Genomic DNA, 23,179 nt, shown 5'->3' with positions numbered 1-23,179 from the left:
ACAAACGGATGGGGCACGAAACGTTCGGCGGTCAGCGCCGGACGCTGGAAATAACCACGGGCCAGACCCTGGCCGCCGATCAGCAATTCACCGGCCACGCCATAGGGCACCGGCATCAGGTCGGCGCCGACGATATACAGCGCCGTGTTGTCGATGGGCCCGCCCAGCCAGGGTTGCGCGGCCTGGCTTTGCAACGGGTGCAAGGCCGACCAGATGGTGGTTTCCGTCGGGCCGTAGAGGTTCCACACTTCACCGCCGAGGGCGAGCATGCGCACGGCCAGTTCCTGGGGCAGCGCCTCGCCACCGCACAGGCACTTGCAGCCGCGCAAACCCTGGGCGTGCTCGTTGTCCAGCAACATGCGCCAGGTCGACGGCGTGGCCTGCACCACGTTGACCTGCTCGGCCGCGATCAGCGCCAACACCGCGTAGGGGTCCTGGGCGACGTGCGGGCCGGTCAGCACGATGCACGCGCCGACCATCAGCGGCACGTAGATTTCCAGGCCGAAAATATCGAACGAGAACGTGGTCAGCGACAACGCCCGGTCCTGGGCCGTCATGCCCGGCGCCTGGGCCATGCTCGCGACGAAGTTGGTCAGCGCGCCGTGGCGCACCATCACACCCTTGGGCTTGCCGGTGGAGCCGGAGGTGTAGATCGCGTAGGCCAGGTGCTCCGCATCCAGGCGCGGCGCCGGCGCGTCGCAGGCATAGCCGTCGAGCCAGTCACCCTCCTGGTCCAACACCAACGTATTCACACCACCACCGCCCCCTGTGGGAACGAGCTTGCTCGCGATGAGGCCCTCACCGCCAACATCAATATTGACTGAACCACCGCTATCGCGAGCAAGCTCGCTCCCACAGGACAGCGGTAGCTGGTCGAGCAGCGAACTTTGGGTCAGCAGCAGCTCGATGCCGCTGTCTTCGATCATGTAGGCCAGGCGGTCCTGGGGGAACGCCGGGTCCAGCGGCAGGTAGGCGCCGCCGGCCTTGAGGATCGCCAGCAGGCCTACCAGCATGTGCGCGCTGCGTTCCACGGCAATGCCGACCAGGACATCCGGGCCCACGCCGAGGCTTTGCAGCTTGCCCGCCAACTGATTGGCCCGGGCATTGAGTTGGCCGTAGCTCCAGCGCTCGCCGTCGATCACCAGCGCCGGGGCGTCCGGGGTGCAGGCCGCTTGTCTTTCGAACAGTTGATGAACAAAACCCGCCTCGGGCGCCGGCGTCGGGCTGCGCTGGCCGTTGTCGAGCTGGGCCTGGCGCTCGGCCGCGTCGAGCAACGGCAATTCACCGATGCGCTGCGCCGGGTCGGCCACGATCGCCCGCAACAGGTTCTGCCAATGCCCGGCCAGGCGCGCAATCGTCTCGGCGCCAAACAGGTCGGTGGCATAGATCAGCCCTGCCGAAAGCCCTTCACTGTGCTCCACGGTTTCCAGGGTCAGGTCGAATTGCGCCGTGTGCGAATCCCAGCGCAGTTCCTCGACTTTCAACGCTCCGACCGGCCCCTCGCCCGCCGGGCCTTGGGTCCGGTGGTTGAACATCACTTGGAACAGCGGGCTGTGGCTCAGGTTGCGCTCAGGCTGCAACGCCTCGACCAGTTGCTCGAACGGCAGCTCCTGGTGAGCCTGGGCGCCCAGGGCTGTCTGCTTCACTTGTTGCAGCAAGGCGCCAAACGAATCCTGGCTCTGGACATCGCTGTCCAGTACCTGGGTGTTGACGAAAAAGCCGATCAGGCGCTCGGTCTCGACCCGGTTGCGGTTGGCCGTCGGCACGCCGACGCGAATATCGTTCTGGCCGCTGTAGCGATGCAGCAGCGCCTGGAACGAGGCCAGCAGGAGCATGAACAGGCTGACGCCTTCGCGCTGGGCCATGTGCTTGAGATCGCCGGCCAGTACCGCGTCGATGGCCAGTTCCAGCCGCGCGCCGCGATAGCTCATCACCGCCGGACGCGGGAAGTCGGTCGGCAGTTCCAGCACCGGTTGCTGGCCGCCCAGGCGTGCGGTCCAGTATTCCAACTGACGCTCGCGCTCGCCCGCTTCCATCCAGTGCCGCTGCCAGATGGCGTAGTCGGTGTACTGGATCGGCAGCGCCGGCAATTGCGGCGCGCGGCCCTGGCTGAAGGCGGCGTAGCCGTTGACCAGTTCCTCGACCATCACCTGCATCGACCAGCCATCGGCCACGATGTGGTGCAAGGTCACGATCAGCACATGATCATCCGCCGCCAACCGCAGCAGGCGCGTGCGCAGCAGCGGCCCCTGTTGCAGGTCGAAGAGCCGGCGGGTTTCCCCTTCGATCAACTGGCGCAGCTGCGTCTCGTCCGGCAACTGTTCCAGGGTGTCTGCCTGCAAACGCACTGGCGCCGCCGCGTGTACCTGCTGCACCACCTGCTCGCCATGGGTCTGGAAGGTGGTGCGCAGGCTCTCGTGCCGGGCCACCAACGCGGTGAAACTCTGCTCCAGCGCAGCGATGTCCAGCGGCCCGCGCAAGCGCAGGGCCGTGGGCATGTGGTAGGCCGCGCTCTCGGGGTCCAACTGCCACAGGAACCATTGGCGCTCCTGGGCAAACGACAACGACAGTGTGTCGAACTCGGCACTGACAGGCGGGATCGGCAGGTTCGCCGGGGAAACGTTCTCTTCGAGCATCTTCTGCAAGTACAAGCGACGTTTTTCCAGCGGCAGCGTTATGAAGCGCCTGGCAATACGTTGTGCGACAGCGGTGTCCATCAAACCTCCTCAAATTCATCGAGCAGCGCTTCGAGCTTGCTCAATTTCGACGTACTCATGGGTTCGCCGGCAGGCTCGAGTTGCGCCACGAACGCGCCGAGTACCGGGAATTGGAAAATCAGTTGCGGGGTCAAGGTCAGGCCCAGCTCCAGTTGCAGGCGCGAGACCACGCTCACCACCAGCAGCGAATGCCCGCCCAGCTCGAAGAAGTCGTCGCCAAGCCCGACCTGCTCGACCTTGAGCACGTCTTGCCAGATGGCCGCGACCCGGCATTCGAGGTCGCTCTGCGGGGCCAGGTATACCGGCTGCAGAGCACGGGTGTCCGGTGCCGGCAAGGCCTTGCGATCGAGCTTGCCGTTGGGGGTCAGCGGCAAGCGCTCGAGGAACACCCAATGGGTCGGCACCATGAAGTCCGGCACCTGGGCCGCCAGTCGCGCCTTGAGCCGTTCGCCCAGGCTGCCCTGGTCGAGAGGACTGTCCTGGCCGACCAGATAGGCCACCAGGTTCGGCCCGCTCACGTCGTCCCGCGCCAGCACCACCGCATCGCGCACATCGGCATCGGCCTGCAGGCGCGCTTCGATTTCCCCCAACTCGATGCGCAGGCCACGGATCTTCACTTGATGGTCGATCCGGCCGAGGTACTCGATCACCCCGTCGGCGCCATAACGGGCCAGGTCACCGGTGCGATACAGGCGGCCGCCCGGGGCTGGCGCGAACGGATCGGGAATGAAGCGCTCGGCGCTCAGTGCCGGTCGTTGGTGGTAACCACGGGCCAGGGAATCACCGGCGATGTGCAACTCGCCGACGGCGCCCACGGCGCAAGGCTGTAGCGCCGCGTCCAGCACGTAGGTGCGCACGTTATCGATGGGACGGCCAATGGCGATGATCCGCTCGGCGTCGTCTTCGCTGCCGCGCACCACCGCATGGCTGCTGGTGTCGATGGTCGCTTCGGTCGGGCCATACAGGTTGCGCAGTTCGCCATCGAACAGCGCCATGACCTGGCGCGACAGGTGCACGCTGAGGGCTTCGCCACCGCACAGCAGCAGGCGCAAGGAGGCCAGTTGCGCGCGGGTCGCCAGTGGCAGCAAGGCCTGCAACAGCGAGGGCGCCATTTGCAGCACGCTGATGCGCCACCGCGCCACGTCGGCCCAGAGGGTGGTCAGGTCGAGGTTCAGGTGCGGGCTGGCGAGCACCAGTTGCGCGCCACTCATCAACGGCAGCCAGAACTCCCAGACCGAGGCATCGAAACTGATCGCGGTTTTTTGCAGGACGCGGTCGGCGGCCGTCAGTTTCAGGCAACCCTGCATCCACGCCATGTGGTTGCTCAGGGCGGCATGGCGAAGGGTCACGCCCTTGGGCTTGCCAGTGGAGCCGGAGGTGTAGATCACATAAGCGAGGTGATCGCCGTCGATGGCCACGCCAGGGTCGCGCTCGCTGTAGCCGGCCAGCCATTGCCCGGGCTGATCCAACAGCAGCGCGTTCACGGCAGCGTCGCCGAACAGCGGCAGCACATCGGTCTCGGTGAGCAGCAAGGCGATGCCGCTGTCCTCGACCATGTACGCCAGGCGATCCCGGGGATAGGCCGGGTCCAGTGGCACGTAGGCGCCGCCGGCCTTGAGCACCGCCAGCAAGCCGACCACCATCTGCACGCTGCGCGACAGCGCCAGGCCCACCAGCACGTCGGGGCCGATGCCGCGCTCGATCAAGCCATGGGCCAGGCGATTGGCCCGGGCATTGAGCTGGGCGTAGGTGAGCGTCTCCTGCTCGCTGACCAGGGCGACCGCGTCGGGGGTGCTTCGGGCCTGGGCCTCGATCCATTGATGGATCGGGCGCCGAGGCGGCTCCACCACCGAGGTGGCGTTCCAGTCGTGCTGCAGCCTGGCGCGGGCCACCGTATCCAGCAATTGGATGTCGCCCACGCAACCGCCGGCCGGCAGGCTCACCATCTGCGCGAGCACGTGTGCCACCTGCTCAGCCAGGCGCTCGACGGTGTATGTAGGGAAAGCAGCATGGGCATAGGTGAAGTGCAGGCTCAGGATGTCAGTTAGATTGACGGCCAGGGTCAACGGGAAATTAGTCTGTTCCTGGCTGGCCACGCTGCCGAAGCTCAAGCCCGAGGGCGCCTGCTCTTGCAGGGCTTGGGACACGGGGTAGTTTTCGAACACCAGCAAGGTGTCGAACAGACCGTCACCGCCCTGCCCGGCCCAGCGCTGGATCTCGAACAGCGGCGTGTGCTCGTGCTCGCGCAAGGCCACGTTCTGGCCCTGGAGCTGTTGCAGCAGTGCGCTCACCGCCTGCTCCGGGCGCGGGCTGGCGATCACCGGCAAGGTGTTGATGAACAGGCCGATCTGCTGCTCAACCCCCTTGAGCTCGCTCGGACGTCCCGACACGGTGGCGCCGAAGGCCACGGTGGCGTGCCCGGTGTAGTGCTGCAGCAGCAACAGCCAGGTCGCCTGGACGACGGTGTTGAGGGTGACTTTCTGCTGGCGGGCGAACTCGCTCAGGCGTTGGGTCTGCTGGGGCGTCAGGTCGTGATAGTGGCTGGCGTGGCTGCTTTCCGACGCCGACTGCAACGGTGCGACACGGGGCTCGGCCAGACGGGTCGGCGCCTCCAGGCTGTGCAATTGCCCCAGCCAGAAGGTTTCGCTGGCCTGGGCGTCGCGGCCTTGCAGCCAGGCGATGTAGTCCCGATACCGCCCGGCCGGGCGTGGCAAGGCCTGGCCGTCGTAGCGTTGCAGCACCTCGCCGAGCAACTGGGAGTTGCTCCAGCCGTCCATCAAGATGTGGTGATGGGTGTAGATCAGGTGATATCGCTGCTCAGCGGTACGCACCAGCACCAGGCGCAGCAACGGTGCGCAGGCCAGATCGAAACCCTGCTCGCGTTCGGCGTCCGCCAGTTCGGCCAGGGCCTGGCCGACATCGGTGCGGGCGCTCCAGTCCAGCGAGGTGAACGGCACGCGCACCTGCTTGTGCACCACTTGCACCGGGCGCTCGCTGCCCTGCCAGATAAAACTGCTGCGCAGGCTGTCATGGGCATCGACCGCCGCTTGCCAGGCCGCCTCGAAACGCCGTGGGTCGAGGCCTTCGATGTCCAGGCACATCTGGTTGATGTACTGGCCGCTGCCCGCTTCGTACAGGCTGTGGAACAACATGCCCTGCTGCATCGGCGCCAGCGGGTAAAGATCTTCCACCCCGCGTGCCGACAACGCCAGGCCATCGAGTTGTGCCTGGGTCAGGCCGGCCAGGGGGAAATCCGCCGGCGTCATGCCCTGGCTCGTCGGGTCGCAGCAATGGGCGATCAACAGCGCCAGCTCACGGGCGTAGTCATCGGCCAAGCCCTGGATGGTCGCCGGCTCGAACTGTTGCGCACTGAACGTCCAGCCCAACCGCAGTGCGCCATCGAACACCTGGCCGTTGAGCGTCAGCCAATTGCCCAGGGCGGTCAGGGGGCTCTGCTCGTCGCCGGCGCTTTCGCTGGCCGGGCTGAACAAGGCGCCTTGGGCCTGATCGAAACTGCCGTCGAACTGGCCGAGGTAATTGAAGGTGATGCGCGGCACCGGCAACGCCTCCAGGGCCGCCCGACTGGCGTCGTCGCCCAGGTAACGCAGGGCACCGAAGCCCACGCCTTTGTCGGGAATCGTCCGCAGCCCTTGCTTGATCGACTTGATCGAATCCGCCAGTTCCACCGCCGGCGACAACCGGACCGGGAACAGGCTGGTGAACCACCCCACCGTGCGGGTCAGGTCGACATTGGCGAATAGCTCTTCGCGACCATGGCCTTCGAGCTGGAGCAACAGGCTGTCGTGGCCGGTCCAGCGGCAGATCACCCGGGCCAGGGCCGTGAGCAACAGGTCGTTGACCTGGGTGCGATAGGCCGCTGGCGCCTCTTGCAGCAACTGCCGGGTCAAGTGCGCATCCAGCCGCGTGTGAACGGTGACGGCCTCGCGATTTTGCCCGATCGCCTCAGGGTCGAGGCACGGCAGGTCGGTCGGTGCGTCGTGCAGTTGCCCTTGCCAGTAGGCCAATTGCCGCTGCAGTTGCGCGCTGCGCGCATGGGCCTGCAACTGCTCGGCAAACACCTTGACCGAACTGGTCTTGGCCGGCAGTCGCAGCGCTTGGCCGGCGAGCAGTTGCTGGTAGGCAGTTTGCAGGTCGTCGAACAGAATCCGCCACGACACGCCGTCCACCGCCAGGTGATGAACCACCAGCAACAGGCGCTGGCTGCCATCGGCCAAGGTCGCCAGGACGCCGCGCAACAGCGGCCCGGCGTGCAGGTCGAGACTGCGCTGGGCCTGATTGGCGAGGGTTTCCAGTGCGCTGGCATCGACCACCTCAGGCTGCCACAGCAAACCCTTGCCCGCCCAAGCCTGTTGTTGCGCCGCCACCTCACGGTGCTCGGCGCGCCAACCTTCGGCGGTTTCATTGAAGGACAAACGCAAGGCGTCGTGGTGCAGCACCAACGCCTGCAAGGCCTGCTCCACCACGGACGCTTGCAACGGGCTGGCCGGTTTCAGCAGCACCGACTGGTTGTAGTGGTGACGCTCGGCAATCGCCTCGGCGAAAAACGCCTGCTGGATCGGCAACAGTGGCGTCGCCCCTTGGCTCGGCGCCTGATCGATAGCCTGCTCCTGCCCACCGGTCTGGGCGACGCTCGCCAGCGCCTGCACGGTCTGGTGCTGGAACAAGTCCTTGGGGGTAAAGCGGATGCCCGCCTGACGGGCGCGGCTGACCACCTGGATGGAGACAATCGAGTCGCCGCCCAGCTCGAAGAAGTTATCGCTCAAGCCGACCCGCTCCACCTTGAGCACGTCCTGCCAGATCGCCGCGATCTGTTGTTCCAGTTCACTTTGCGGTGCCACGTAGTCCTGCTGGACCTGGCTGGCGTCGGTGGTCGGCAAGGCCTTGCGGTCGAGCTTGCCGTTGGCGGTCAGTGGCCATTGTTCGAGGAACAGCAGGTGCGTCGGCACCATGTAGTCCGGCAGCTCGGCCTTGAGCTGGGCCTTGATCTGCTCGCGCAGGCCGGCGGTGTCCTCGGTAGCGTGTGTCGGAATCACGTAACCCACCAGTTGCTGGCCGCTCGGCCCTTCCTGGGCCAATACCAGCGCTTCGCGCACCGACGCCAGGGCGTTCAGGCGCGCTTCGATTTCGCCCAACTCAATGCGGAACCCGCGGATCTTCACTTGATGGTCGATGCGACCGACGTACTCGATCACGCCATCGCTGCGGTACTGCGCCAGGTCGCCGGTGCGGTACAAGCGTGCGCCGCTGTCGCCGAACGGATCGGGGATGAACCGCAACGCAGTAAGGTCGCCACGCTTCAGGTAACCCCGGGCCAGGCCGGCACGACCGACGTACAGCTCACCGATGCAGCCTTTCGGCACCGGATTCAAATCACCGTCCAGCAGGTACCACGACAGGTCGGCAATCGGCTCGCCGATGGGGCTGCTGGCGTCCTGTTCCAGGTCCGCCAGCGACAGCGGACGGTAGGTCACGTGCACGGTGGTTTCGGTGATGCCGTACATGTTGATCAGTTGCGGAGCCGCGTCGCCGTACTTGTCGAACCACGGGCGCAGGACCTTGACATCCAGGGCCTCGCCGCCGAACACCACGTAGCGCAGGGCGTTGGCTCGGTCATCAGCGCAAGCCTCGTGCATCAATTGCTTGAATGCCGACGGCGTCTGGTTGAGCACGGTCACCCCGGCCTCACAGAGCAGTTCGTGGAACTGCTGCGGCGAACGGCTGATGTCGTAGGGCACGATCAACAGTTCGCCGCCGTGGAGCAGCGCACCAAAAATCTCCCACACCGAGAAGTCGAACGCGTAGGAATGGAACAGGCTCCAGACATCTTCCGCGCCAAAGTTGAACCACGGCTCGGTGGCCTCGAACAGGCGCAGCACGTTGTGGTGCGGCAGCAAGGTGCCCTTGGGGTTGCCGGTGGAACCGGAGGTGTAGATCACGTAGGCGAGGTTCGCCGCGTCCATCACTACGTGCGGATCACTGTCGGCGAAGGCGCTGACGTCGGCGTCCAGCAGCAGCGTCTGCACGCCATCCGGCACCGGCAATTGATGGACCAGGGCCGCTTGGGTCAGCAGCAGTTGGATGCCGCTGTCCTGCATCATGTAGGCCAGACGATCCTGGGGATAAGTCGGGTCCAGTGGCACATAGGCACCGCCGGCCTTGAGGATCGCCAGCAGGCCCACCAGCATGTCGAAACCGCGCTCGGCGGCCAGTCCCACCAGCACATCCGGGCCAACACCGTGGGCGATCAACTGATGGGCGCGGCGGTTGGCCTGGGTGTTGAGCTCGCCGTAGGTCAGGGTTTGGGCGTTGCAACGCAGAGCAACGGCATCAGGACGCAAGCGCGCCTGTTCGGCAATGCGCTGATGCAGGCAGGCCTCGCCCGGGAAGCTGCGCGGCGCCGGGTTCCATTGGGCGATGTGTTGCTGTTGCTCGGCGGCCGTCAGCAGCGGCAGTTCACCGATGCGCTGGCGCGGATCGGCGACGATGCCGTGCAGCAGGTTCAGCCAGTGTTCGGCCATGTGTTGCACGGTGCTGGCGTCGAACAGGTCGGTGGCGTAGCTCAGGGACGCGGCCAGCTCACCGTCGGTCTCGTGGGTGTCGAGGGTCAAGTCGAACTGGGCGGTGTGGGAACGCCAATCCAGGCTGTCGACCTGCAACCCCGGCAGTTGCAGGGCTTGAGCCGCGCCGCTGCTCTGGTGGTTGAACATCACCTGGAACAGCGGGCTGTGGCTCGCCTGTCGCTGCGGCGCCAGTGCCTGCACCAACTGCTCGAACGGCAGGTCTTGATGGGCTTGCGCCCCCAGCGAAGCCTGCTTGACCTGGGCCAGCAATTGCTCGAAAGGCAGGTCGCCCCGCACCTGGGCATTGAGTACCTGGGTGTTGACGAAAAAGCCGATCAGGCCCTCGGTTTCCGGGCGGTTGCGGTTGGCGACCGGCACGCCGACGCGGATGTCCGACTGGCCGCTGTAGCGGTGCAACAAGGCCTGGAACGACGCCAGCAAGACCATGAACAGCGTCGAGGCTTCGCGCTGGGCCAGGTGTTTCAGGCCCTGGGTCAGCCCGGCGTCGAAGCGCAGGTCCAGGCGTGCGCCGCGATGGCTCTGCACCGCCGGACGCGGGCGGTCCGTCGGCAACGGCAGGACTTCGCCGCCATCGCCCAGCCGTTCGGTCCAGTAGGCCAGTTGCCGCTCCAGCTCGCCGGCCTCCATCCATTTGCGCTGCCAGATTGCATAGTCGGCGTATTGGATCGGCAAGGCTGCCAGGGTCGGCGCCTGACCGCTGCGGTGGGCGGCGTAGAGCTGGACCAGGTCGTTGACCATGATCCGAGCGGACGCGCCATCGCAAATGATGTGGTGCTGGGTCAGCACCAGCACATGGTCGTCCGCTGCCAGTTGCAGCAGCTTGACCCGCAGCAGTGGCCCTTGCTGCAGGTCGAAAAGCCCGGCGATTTCGTCATCGATCAGGGCTGTGAGCGCGGACTCGTCCAACACCACCACCGGCTCGATCGCCAGGCTCAAATGCCCCTGCACCACTTGTCGGGGCCCTTGTGCGCTGTCGACGAACACCGTGCGCAGCACGTCGTGACGGGCCAGCAAGGCGTCGAAGCTGCGTTGCAGCGCGGGCAGATCGAGGGCGCCGCGCAGGCGCAGCGCCGTGGGCACATGGTAGGCCGCGCTGTGGCGGTCCAGTTGCCAGAGGAACCACTGGCGTTCCTGGGCGTAGGACAGGTCGAGGGTCTCGAACTCGTCGCGCATCGCCGGGATCGGCAACGTCGCCAGGCTCATGTTTTTGCTGTGCAGCTTGTGCAGGAACGCTTGCCGTTGGGCGAGCGGTAAACGGATGAATCGCTGAACCAGAGACAGGTTATCGAGCTGAGTCATTCAAAGGGTCTCCAGGTCTGCCAGGAAGTCATGCATCTCACTCAGGTCTGCACTGGAGTGAGGCGTCAGGTGGGCCGCCAGTTGTGCGGCGTAGTCGGCCAGGGACGTGGTGCTGAACAGCAAGTCCAGGGGCACCGCGGCGCCCTGTTCCATTTGCAGGCGCGCCGTCGCTTGCGTCGCCAGCAGGGAATGCCCACCCAGTTCAAAGAAGTTGTCGTCGCGCCCTACCCGTTCGAGCTTGAGCACGTCTTGCCAGATGTCGGCGATGCCCTGTTCGAGCGTGCCCTGTGGCGCCACGTAGGCACGCAGCAGTTTCTGGGCGTCCGGCAGCGGCAGGGCCTTGCGGTCGAGCTTGCCGTTGGGGGTCAACGGGAAACGTTCGAGCAGCAGCCAGTGCGCCGGCATCATGTAGTCGGGCAGCAAGGGCGCGAGCTGCGCCTTGAGGGCTTCGCGCAGGGCCGTGGGTTCGGCAGTCTCTGGATCGGTGGCCACCAGGTACGCCACCAACTGCAGGCCGCCCGGCCCGGGTTGTGGCACCACCACGGCTTCGCGGATCGCTTCCTGGGCCAGCAGGCAGGCTTCGATTTCCCCCAATTCGATGCGGAAGCCGCGGATCTTCACCTGATGGTCGACCCGACCGATGTACTCGATCACGCCGTCGCCACGCTGGCGCGCCAGGTCGCCGGTGCGGTACACCCGCGCGCCATTGCCGAACGGGTCCGGCAGGAATCGCTCGGCGGTCAGCGCCGCCCGGTGGTGGTAACCCCGGGCCAGGCCGTCGCCGCCAATCAACAGTTCGCCGATCAGCCCGACCGGGTTCGGCGCGAAGTGATCGCCGACGATGTACAGCGACGTGTTGGCGATCGGTCGGCCGAGGTACGGCACGCGTTGCTCTTGAGTCAAGCGGTAGGCCGCCGACCAGATGGTGGTTTCGGTCGGGCCATACAGGTTCCAGACCTCGCCGGCGACGTCGAGCAACCGCTCGGCCAGGTCCTCGGCCAACGCCTCGCCACCGCACAGGCATTTGCGCCCGGCCAACAAACCGGACGCCGGGTGGTCGAGCAACATGCGCCAGGTCGAGGGCGTGGCCTGGACCACACTGACCTGTTGCCGGTCGATGGTCTTGAGCAGCGCTTCGGGGTCGTGGGCACTCTGCTTGTCCACCAGCACCACGCAGGCACCGCTCAACAGCGCGCCGTAGAGTTCCAGGCCGAAGATGTCGAACGAGAACGTGGTCAGCGACAGCACCCGGTCACGGGCGGCGATGCCCGGTTCACGGGCCATGCTGGCGACAAAGTTCACCAGCGCTTCATGACGCACCATCACGCCCTTGGGCTTGCCGGTGGAACCCGAGGTGTAGATGGCGTAGGCCAGGTGCTCCGCATCCAAGCGCGTCGCCGGCGCCTCGCCGGCATAACCGTCGAGCCAGCCCCTCTCCTGATCCAACACCAATGTATTAACGCCAACCCCACCCCCTGTGGGAGCGAGCTTGCTCGCGATAGCGTCGGCACACTCGACATCATCATCGACTGAACCACCGCCATCGCGAGCAAGCTCGCTCCCACAGGACAGTGGTAGCTGGTTGAGCAGCGAACTTTGGGTCAGCAGCAGCTCGATGCCGCTGTCTTCGATCATGTAGGCCAAGCGATCCTGGGGGAACGCCGGGTCCAGCGGCAGGTAGGCGCCACCGGCCTTGAGGATCGCCAGCAAGGCGACAATCATGTCCACCCCACGCTCCAGCGCCACACCGACCAACCGATCGGGCCCCACGCCCTGTTCGATCAAGCGATGGGCCAGGCGGTTGGCCCGGACATCGAGTTCGGCATAGCTCAGCACCTGATCGGCGAACACCAGCGCCGTGGCATCCGGCGTCTGCCGGGCCTGGGCCTCGAACAGCCGATGGACGCAACGCGCCTGGGGATATCCGGCCGTGGTGGCGTTCCAGCCTTGCACGTGCTGGCGGGTTTCGCCCTCGTCGAGCACGCTCAGTTCGCCCAGGGGCCGTTGCCCGGCGTCGATCATTTGCAGCAGCAAGCGTTGCAGGTGCACGCCGATCTGCTCGACCGAGGCCTCGGTGAAACGCGCGCACTGGTAGCTGAACTGCACTGCCAGCTCGGCACCGAGGCTGACCAGCAGGGTCAGCGGGTAGTTGGTCTGTTCCAGGTTGTCCACTGCACCGAAACGCAAGCCTTCAGGCGCACCGTGTGCCAAGGCTTCGGAAATCGGGTAGTTCTCGAATACCAGGATGTTGTCGAACAAGGCTTCGCCGCCCAGTCCGGCCCAGCGCTGGATGTCGAACAGCGCCGTGTGCTCGAACTCGCGCAAGGCCAGGTTCTGCGCCTGGACGCTGTGCAGCCAGTCGCCCAGGTCCTGTTCCGGACGCGGGCTGGCAATGACCGGCAAGGTGTTGATGAACAGGCCGATCTGGCCCTCGACGCCCACCAGGTCCGCCGGCCGCCCCGCTACCGTCGCGCCGAACGCCACACTGGCCTTGCCGGTGTAGCGTTGCAACAGCAACAGCCAGGCCGCTTGCACCAGGGTGTTGACGGTGACTTTAGCCTGGCGGGCGAACTCGGCCAGGCGTTGGGTCTGCATCCCATCCAACTGCATGCGGTGATGGCCGTACAGCTTCGCCGAGACGTCCTGTGCCGGGCGCGCAAAAACCTGGGCCAGGCGCACCGGCTCATCCAGCGTGCGCAACTGTTGCGTCCAGAATCCTTCGCCGAGGCTCGCGTCCTGGCGTTGCAGCCAGGCGATGTAATCGCGATAACGGCCAGTCGGGCGGGCCACGCTGTCGCCGCGGTAATGCTGCAACACTTCGCCGAGCAACTGCGCGCTGCTCCAGCCATCCATCAGGATGTGATGGTTGGTGTAGATCAGGTGATGCCGATCCGTGCCGGTGCGCACCAGCACCAGGCGCATCAACGGCGCCTGGGTCAGGTCCACACCTTGGGCCCGTTCTTCATCGGCGAGGGTTTGCAAGGCGTCGTCGATATCCGTCCGCCCGCTCCAGTCGAGCACACGGAACGGCACCTCGACCTGACGCTGGACGATTTGCACCGGCTGCTCCAGGTCGCCCTGCCAGAAAAACCCGGTACGCAGAATGTCGTGGACATCGACCACCGCCTGCCAGGCGGCGCGGAAACGCTGGGGATCGACGCCCTCGATGTCAAGGCGCATCTGGTTGATGTAATCGCCACTGCCGTGTCCGAGCAAGGAATGAAACAGCATGCCCTGTTGCATCGGCGACAGCGGGTAGATGTCGTCGACAGCCTGAGGGTCTCGGACCAATGTGTCCAATTGCGCCTGGGACAGCCGCGCCAGCGGGAAGTCCGACGGCGTCACGCCACGGTGCTGGCTGTCGCAGCAATGGTGGATGAGCGCGGTGAGTTCTTGCAGGTAGTCATCGGCCAGGCGCTGGATGGTCGCGACGTTGAACAGGTCGCCGCTGAAGGTCCAGCTCAAGTCCAGCTCGCCGCCGAAGACTTTGCCGTCCAGCGCCAGTGGACTGCCCAGCGGGCCCTGCATGTTCAGCTCTTCACCGCCATGCTCGGCGGTGGGCACGAACAGGGCATCGTCAGCCGCCGCGAAACTGCCGTCGAACTGGCCGAGGTAGTTGAAGGTCAGTTGCGGCGTCGGCAAGGCCTGCAACGCTTGCCGCGCCGGCGCATCGCCCAGGTGCGCCAGGGCGCCGAAACCGATGCCCTTGTGGGGGATGGCGCGCAGCTGTTCCTTGATCTGCTTCAGCGAAGCACCGAGCTCGGCAGCGGGTGTCAAACGGGCCGGGAACAGGCTGGTGAACCAGCCGACCGTGCGGGTCAGGTCGATGTGTTCGAACAGTTCTTCACGGCCGTGGCCTTCGAGTTGCACCACCACGCTGTCAGCGCCAGTCCAGCGCACCATCACCCGCGCCAGGGCGGTGAGCAACAGGTCATTGACCTGGGTGCGATAGGCCGCCGGGGCTTGCTGCAACAGTTGCCGGGTGAGGGACTTGTCCAGTGACGTGCGGACAGTCATGGCCTGGGCCTGTTGCTGACCGCCCTGGGGGTTATCCCATGGCAACGCCGTGGAGGCGCCTTGCAACTGCTGCTGCCAGAAACCCAGTTCGGCCTGCAGGGATGCGCTGTGGGCATAGCCCTGCAACGCTTCGGTCCAGGCCTGGATCGCGCTGGTCTTGGCCGGCAACTGCACGGTGGCGCCGGTCAGTGCCTGCCGATAGGCCGTCTGCAAGTCTTCGACGAGGATCCGCCAGGACACCCCGTCGACCACCAGGTGATGCACGATCAGCAGCAAACGCTGGGTGCCATCGGCGAGGTTCGCCAGCACCGCGCGGATCAGCGAGCCGCCGTCCAGTTGCAGGCTGCGCTGGGCCTGATCGCCCAGGACTTGCAGCGCGGCGAGATCGGCGACGTCGGCTTGCCAGACAATCCCGTCGGCCACCCCGTCACGGTAGCGCGCCGTCCAGCCTGCGGCCTGCTCGATGAAGGCCAGGCGCAGGCTGTCGTGGTGCGCGACCAGGGCATCCAAGGCCTGCTCCAGCGCCGGGGCATCCAACGCTTGGGTCGGCTTGAGCATCACCGACTGGTTCCAGTGATGACGGTCAGGAATCGCCTGGGCGAAGAACCACTGGTGAATCGGCAGCAGCGCCGTTTCGCCGGTGACCGGTCGTTGGTCGATCGCTTGCAGCGCTGCGCCCGTCTGGGCCACCGCCGCCAGCGCCTCGATGGTCTGGTGCTGGAACAAATCCTTGGGAGTGAAGTGGATACCGGCCTGGCGAGCACGGCTGACCACCTGGATCGAGACGATGGAATCGCCGCCCAGTTCGAAGAAGTTATCCCGCAGGCCCACTTGCGCGAGCTTGAGCACGTCCTGCCAGATCGACACCAGTTGCTGTTCCAACGGGCTGCGCGGTGCCACGTAGGTTCGCTGCAATTGGCTGACGTCGGGCTTGGGCAGGTTCTTGCGGTCGAGCTTGCCGTTGGGGGTCAGCGGCAGGCGTTCGAGCAGCAGCAGATAGGCCGGGACCATGTGCGCCGGCAAAGTCGCCTTGAGCTGGTCACGCAAGTGCTCGGCGAAAGCCTCACCCACGGACTCATCGGCCACCACATAGGCAACCAGACGCTTGCCGCTGCCAGCAGCCCCTTCCTGGGCCACCACCACCGCTTCGCGAACGCCGTCGAGGGCTTGCAGGCTGGCTTCGACTTCACCCAGTTCGATGCGGAAGCCGCGGATCTTCACCTGGTTGTCGATGCGGTCCAGGTAATCGAAGGTGCCATCGACGCGTTGGCGCACCAGGTCGCCGGTGCGGTAGAGCAAGCCGCCGCTGCGGCTGAAGGGGTCGGCGACAAACCGCTCGGCCGTCAGGCCCGGACGGTTCAGGTAGCCCCGCGCCAGCCCGGTGCCGCCCAGGTACAGTTCTCCGGCCATGCCCTGGGGCAACAGGTTCAAGTCAGCGTCGAGCACATAGGCGCTGCGGTCGCCGATGCGGCTGCCGATGGGTGCATAGGCGGCGCCACATGCCACGTCGCGGCCGGCCTTCCAGATCAACGGGGTGACCACGGTTTCGGTCGGGCCGTAACCGTTGATGATGAAGTCCGGATCGAGGGCGCGCTTGACCCGTTCGAAACTGGCGTTGGGCACCGCATCGCCGCCGAAGCAGTAGATGCGCACTTTCGGCGGGTGGCCCTCGCGCTCGGCGTGCTCGGCCAGTTGTTGCAGGTACACCGGCGGGAACGCCACCACGGTCACGCCGTGCTCGCGCATCGCGTTGTAGGTCTGCTCCGGCGTCCACAGGCTGTCGTCGCGAATCAGCAGTGAAGCACCATGGGTCAGGCTGGTGAGCCAGCGCTCATGGGCACCGTCGAAGGCGAAGGACATGAAGTGGAACTCGCAATCGCTGCCCTGCATTTCATAGCGCTCACCGATGGCCTGGCAGTGCATCGCCAGCGGACCGTGGGCCACGCTCACGCCTTTGGGGTTGCCGGTGGAACCGGAGGTGTAGATCACGTAGGCCAGGTTCTGCGGATCGACCTGAACGGACGGCGCCTCCAGAGGTTGCCGGCTCAAGTCCAGACGATCGAGTTCCAGCACCTGGGCGGCGCCGTCCAGGGGCAACTGCGCCGACACCCGGGAGTCGGTGAGCAACAACGCCAGCCCCGAATCCTCGATCAGGTACGCCAGGCGTTCCCGTGGGTAACTGGTGTCCAGCGGCACATAGGCCGCGCCGGCCTTGAGCACCGCCAGCAGCGCGACGATCACCCCTTCGCTGCGCGGCAGGGCCACGCCAACCCGGGTTTCCGGGGCCACGCCACGGGCAATCAAGGCGTGGGCCAACTGGTTGGCGCGTCGGTCGAGGTCGCCATAGCTGAAACGCTGGCCGTCGAAGATCACCGCCGTGGCGTGGGGCTTGAGCGCCGCCAGATCGGCGATGCGCTGATGCACGGCGATGTCGGTCGGGTACGGCTGCGGATGGTTGGCGGCTTGTTGCCGGGCCTGTTCCTCGACGCTGACCAGGGCAATCTGCCCGAGGTTGCGCGCCGCCGACTCGGCGAAGCGTTCCAACAACTGCAACAGCTGCGTGCTGATGCCGTCGATGGCCGCCGGGCTGAAATGCGCCCGGTCGAAACTGTAGTGCAGCGCCAGCGTCTCGCCGAGGGTCACCGCCACGCTCAACGGGTAATGGGTTTGCTCCAGGTGGCTGACTTCACCAAACACCGCGCCCTGATCGGCGCCTTCTGCCAGGGCCTGGGCAATCGGGTAGTTCTCGAACACCAGGATGTTGTCGAACAGCGCCTCGCCGCCCTGGCCGGCCCAGCGCTGGATGTCCGCCAACGGCGTGTGCTCGAACTCCCGCAGGCTCAGGTTCTGTGCCTGCACGGCTTGCAGCCAGGCACCGACCGACTGGTCCGGACGTGGCGCGGCGATCACCGGCAAGGTGTTGATGAACAGGCCAACCTGTTGCTCGATGCCCGGCAGATCCGCCGGACGCCCGGCCACGGTGGCACCGAAGGCGACGCTGTCATGGCCGGTGTAGCGTTGCAGCAGCAACAGCCACGCCGCTTGCACCAGGGTGTTGAGGGTGACTTTCTGTTGGCGGGCGAACTGCTCCAGGGCCTGGGTGCGGGTCGCGTCCAGGGTCTGGAAGTGATCGCCATGGCCGCTGTGGATTTCGCTGGCGGACATGACGCGCGCCAACCGCGTCGGCTCTTGCAGGGTGGCCAACTGACCGGTCCAGAACGTCTCGCTCAGTTGAGCGTCCTGGCGTTGCAGCCAGGCGATATAGTCGCGGTAACGTCCGATATTGGCCTTGGGCAAGCGACCGCTGTAGCGCTGCAAGACTTCACCCAGTAATTGGGCATTGCTCCAGCCGTCCATCAGGATGTGGTGATGGGTGTAGATCAAGTGCCAGCGCTCGGCCTCGGTCTGCACCAGCACCAGGCGCAGCAACGGTGCCCGGGCCAGGTCGAAGCCCTGCCGGCGCTCGGCGTCGGCACATTCATTCAGGGCCTCGGCGAGGTGATCGTGCCCGCGCCAATCGAGGACCGTGAAGGGCAATTCGACCTGGCGATGGACGATCTGCAACGGTTGCTCGAGATCGCCCTGCCAGACAAAACCGCTGCGCAGGATGTCCTGAGCGTCGAGGGTGGCCTGCCAGGCGTCGGCGAAGCGCTGTGGATCAAGGCCCTGCACGTCCACGCGCAACTGGTTGATGTATTCCCCTGCCGCCTGCTCGTACAAGGTGTGGAACAGCAAGCCCTGCTGCATGGGTGACAGCGGATAGAGGTCGTCCAACTGCCCGGCGGCCACCGGCAGGCTGTCGAGTTGCGCCTGGCTGATGCGGGCCAGGGGGAAATCCGATGGCGTGGCCTGTGGCGCTTCCTGCGCGCAGCAGTGTTCGATCAACGCCCTCAGTTCAGCGAGGTAGTCAGCGGCCAATGTCTCGATGGTCTGCTGTTTGAACATCCGCTCGCTGAATCCCCAGTTCAGGGACAGCTCGCCGCCATAGACCTGGCCTTCCACCGTCAACCAATTCGCCAGCGGTGCCCGGGCATGTTGCGCCGCGCCACTGCCTTCGCCAGAGGGAACAAACAGCGCGCCGTCGTCGAACTGCCGATCGAACTGGCCCAGGTAGTTGAAGGTGATGCGCGGCGCCGGCAAGGCCGCCAGTTCGGCACGCACCGCCGGTTCGCCGAGGTAGCGCAGCACGCCATAACCCAGGCCCTTGTCCGGCACGGCGCGCAGTTGTTCCTTGATGGCCTTGACCGATGCACTCAATGCCGGCGCCGGGCTGAGGCTGACCGGGAACAGGCTGGTGAACCAGCCGACGGTGCGGGTCAGATCAACGCCATCGAACAGCGCTTCACGGCCATGGCCTTCGAGCTGGATCAGCGTGCTGTCCTGGCCGGTCCAGCGGCACACCGAACGGGCCAGGGCCGTCAGCAGCAGGTCATTGACCTGGGTGCGGTAGGCCTTGGGCGCCTGTTGCAGCAGTTGGCGGGTCCGTTCGGCGTCCAGCCGCACTTGCACCTTGCGCTCGTCACACGCCAGCAGCAGGCGCTCGGGGTAATCGCACGGCAAGCCGTTGCCGGCCGGCGCATGACCCTGGGCACGCCAGTAATCGAGGCTGGCCATGAAGCCATCGAGATGCCCGTGCAGGTGCGCGGCCCATTGTCCATAAGCGCTGGTCTTGGCCGGCACCTGGATCGCCTGGCCAGCCTGCAGTTGGCGGTAGAACTGCTGCAGATCGTCCAGCAGCACGCGCCAGGAAACACCGTCCACCACCAGGTGATGGATCGCCAGCAACAAGCGCTGGCTGCCGTCGACCATGTCCACCAGCAACGCCCGCAACAGTGGCCCGTCTTCCAGGTCGAGGCTGCGCTGGGCGTCGTCGCACAGGGCGTTGAGTTGTTCGAGCGACGTCGCCTGGCGCTGCCACAACACACTGGCCGCCGACGGCTCGGCATAGGCTTGCTGCCATTGGCCGTTCACCTGGGTAAAGCGCAGGCGCAGGCTGTCATGGTGCTCGGCCAAACGGGCCAGGGCCGCCGCCAATGCCACGGTATCGAGGTGTTCGCCCGGCACCAGCAGCAGTGACTGGTTCCAGTGTTGCCGCTCGGGAATGTCGCGCTCGAAGAACCACTGCTGCACCGGCGTCAACGGCACCGCGCCGCGTGCCAGGCCCTGATCGATCGCCTGGCTGTCGCCGTGGCGCGCTACGAGCGCCAGGCTGCGCAGGGTCTGGTGCTGGAACAGGGCCTTGGGATTGAGCACGATCCCGGCTTGCCGCGCACGGCTGACAACTTGCATGGCGACGATGGAATCACCGCCCAGCTCGAAGAAGTTGTCTTCCAGGCCGATGCTGTCGAGGTTCAGCACGTCCTGCCAGATCGCCGCCAGGGCTTTTTCCATGGGGCTGTGGGGCGCAACGAATTCACGCTGCTGCTCGCTGCCGTCAATGGCCGGCAACGCCTTGCGGTCGAGCTTGCCGTTGGGGGTCAGCGGCAGTTGCGGGAGGAACACCAGATAGGCCGGCACCATGTAGTCCGGCAGGTGTTCGCGCAGGGCAGCCTTGAGGGTTTCGCGCAACTGCACCTGGGCGTCGGCCTCGGTCAGCACCGCGGCCTCGCGCGGGACGATGAAAGCCACCAGTTGCTGGCCGTGCTCGCCATCCTGGGCCAGCACCGCCAATTCGCGCACCTGGGGTTGTTGCAGCAGGCGCGCTTCGATTTCCCCCAGTTCGATACGGAAGCCGCGGACCTTGACCTGATGGTCGATGCGACCGACGTATTGCAAGGCTCCGTCGGCCTGGTAGCGGGTCAGGTCGCCGGTGCGGTACAGGCGTTCGCCGGTTGTGGAAAACGGGTTGGGCACGTATTTCTCGGCGGTCATCGCGGCACGGCCGAGGTAACCACGGGTGATGCCCGCGCCACTCAGGTACAGCTCCGCCGAGACGCCTTGGGGCACCGGTTGCAGGTCGGCGTCCAGCAGATAGCTGGCGGTGTGCTTGAGGGGCCGGCCGATGTTCGCCGTGCCGCCGGCGGTGCGCCGGGTCCAGGTGGAATAGGTGGTGTCTTCCGAGGGGCCGTAGAGGTCGTAGACATGCTCTATCCCTTGTGGGAGCGAGCTTGCTCGCGATGGCGCCCCGTCAGTTGGTCCATGGGGGGCTGACCCGCCGCTATCGCGAGCAAGCTCGCTCCCACAGGAAGGGTGTTGTGGGTAAAGCGCATCCACCAGGCTTTGCTTCAGTGGCTCACCAGCGAGGTTGATGATGCGCACGCTGGCCGGGATCTCGCCGCTGCGCTGCAACGCGGCAATCGCCGAGGGCACCGTGTTGATCAGTCGCACCTGATCCCGGGCCGGCAATTGCGGCAACTCCAGGGCATTGCGGGCGATGATCAGCGAGCCGCCGTTGGCCAGGGTCACGAACAGTTCCCACACCGACAAATCGAAGCACACCGACGTGGAGGCGAGTACGCCCTGGATGTCGTCGCGGCTGTAGACCGATCGGGACCAATCGATCAGCGCCAGCACGTTGCGATGGGCAATCGCCACGCCCTTGGGTTGACCGGTAGAGCCGGAGGTGTAGATCACGTAGGCGAGGTTGTCTGGCGTGACGTGGGTGCTCGGTGCATCGAGTGGGTACTGCCCCAGCTCGATCCGATCCAGCATCAGCACGGCGGTTTCGGCCGGCACGTCCAGCGTCGCCGCCACTGCCTGTTCGGTCAGCAAGACCCGGGCGCGGCTGTCGTCGAGCATGTAGGCCACGCGCTCGGCCGGGTAGTCCGGGTCCAGCGGCACGTAGGCGCCGCCGGCCTTGAGCACCGCCAGCAAGGCGATCAGCAGGTGCTCGGAGCGCGGCATCGCCACGCCCACGCGCACTTCCGGGCCCACGCCCAATTCGATGAGTTTATGGGCCAGGCGATTGGCGCGGCCGTCGAGTTCGCTGTAGCTCAGTCGGATGTTGGCGAAGGTCACCGCCAGTGCATTCGGCGCAGCCTGGGCCTGGCGGGCGATCATCTGGTGGATGCACAGCGCCTGGTCGAACGGCGCATCCACCGGGTTCCAGTCATGGATCAGGCGCTGGTACTCATCGGCTTCCAGCAGTGGCAACTCACCGACGAGCGCGTGGCTGTCGGCGACCATGCCGTGCAGCAGCCGTGTCCAGTGCCGGGCCATGCGCTCGACCGTGGCGGCATCAAACAGATCGTTGGCGTAGGTCAGCGCCGCATGCAGTTTGCCGGCCTTTTCCCAGGTGTCGAGAGTCAGGTCGAACTGCGTGGTGCGGCTCTGCCATTCCAGCATCGACAACTCCAGCCCCGACGCCGTGCGGAGGCTGGCGATGTCAGCCACTTGTGGCTGGTGGTTGTACATCACCTGGAACAGCGGTGTATGGCTGAGGCTGCGCTCCAGTTTCAGGGCTTCCACCAACCGTTCGAACGGCAGGTCCTGATGGGCCTGGGCGCCGAGGGCGGCTTCCTTGACCGTGCGTAGCAACTCATCGACACGGGTCTGGCCGCCGAGCTCGGTGCGCAATACCTGGGTGTTGACGAAGAAGCCGATCAGCCCTTCGGTTTCGGCGCGGTTGCGGTTGGCGATAGGCACGCCGACGCGGATATCGGTGTGGCCGGTGTAGCGATGCAGCAGCACGTTGAAGGCGCCAAGCAGGAGCATGAACAGGGTGATGTTGTGCTGCTGGGCGGTGGCGCGCAGTTGCTCGGCCAATGCCGGCTCCACCGCGAACTCAAAGCGCGTGCCGCGATAGCTGGGCATCGCCGGGCGTGGGTGATCGATGGGCAGTTCCAGCACGGGATGCTCATCGCCCAATTGCGCCTGCCAGTATTCGAGTTGACGCGCCTGCTCGCCAGCTTCCAGCCAGCGGCGTTGCCACAGGGCGTAGTCGCTGTACTGGATCGGCAAATCGGCCAGTTGCGGCGCCACGCCTGCTTCATGGGCGTCGTAGCAGCGGATGAACTCGTCGATCAGTACGTTCATCGACCAGCCGTCGGAGACGATGTGGTGCAAGGTCAGCAGCAGCACATGTTCCTGCTCATCGAGGGTGAGCAATTCGACCCTCAGCAACGGACCGCTGGACAGGTCGAAAGGCTGCATCGATTGCGCTTCGGCAGCCTGGCGCACCGCCTGCTCGCGCTCGGCCGCCGGCAAGGCGCTGAAGTCCTGGCGCTTGATCGCCAGCGCTGCGTTGGACGGGACTTGCAGCAGGCTGTCATCGGCCTGGCGCTGAAACACTGTGCGCAGGGTTTCATGACGGGCCACCAGGCTGGCGAAGGCTTGCTCCAGGGCCGGCAGGCTCAACGCACCCTTGAGCCGCACCGCGCCCGGCAGGTTGTAGGCGCCGCTGCCCGGCTCCAGTTGCCAGAGAAACCACATGCGCTGCTGGGCATAGGACAACGCCTGGCGATCCTCGGCCTCGACACCCCGGGGAATGGGAAAACCGCTGAACTCCACGCCCTCCTTGTCCAACGCGGCCAGGAACATCCGGCGCTTTTCCAGGGGCAACCCGATAAACCGGCGAGCAAGTTTCAAGGCGTCTTCAGCATTCAT

General features: G+C 65.8%; 3 protein-coding genes (1 of these 3 cut by a window edge). All 3 read right to left on the bottom strand.

Annotated elements, in window-relative coordinates; all coding sequences use genetic code 11:
• Tightly spaced (each overlapping or abutting the next), the 3 genes in view from BLP82_RS24435 to BLP82_RS24425 form a layout consistent with a single transcriptional unit that may run on beyond the window.
• Positions 1-2,717 carry the 5' portion of a non-ribosomal peptide synthase/polyketide synthase gene (locus BLP82_RS24435; RefSeq protein WP_092174132.1) on the bottom strand. It extends 9,772 nt beyond the left edge of the window, so only the first 2,717 of its 12,489 coding nucleotides appear in the window; it begins with the start codon at positions 2,715-2,717; its stop codon lies off the left edge, out of view.
• Positions 2,717-10,618 carry a non-ribosomal peptide synthetase gene (locus BLP82_RS24430; protein WP_092174129.1) on the bottom strand — a complete coding sequence of 2,634 codons (7,902 nt, stop codon included), beginning with the start codon at positions 10,616-10,618 and terminating at the stop codon, positions 2,717-2,719. The genes BLP82_RS24435 and BLP82_RS24430 overlap by 1 nt, the downstream gene beginning before the upstream one ends.
• Entirely contained in the window at positions 10,619-23,179 is a 12,561-nt protein-coding gene (locus BLP82_RS24425) for a non-ribosomal peptide synthetase (protein WP_092174126.1), read from the bottom strand.

It is taken from the genome of Pseudomonas sp. NFACC37-1, assembly GCF_900101575.1.
Taxonomy (GTDB): Bacteria; Pseudomonadota; Gammaproteobacteria; order Pseudomonadales; family Pseudomonadaceae; genus Aquipseudomonas; species Aquipseudomonas fluorescens_AA.
This window is presented reverse-complemented; position numbering and strand designations above follow the sequence as displayed.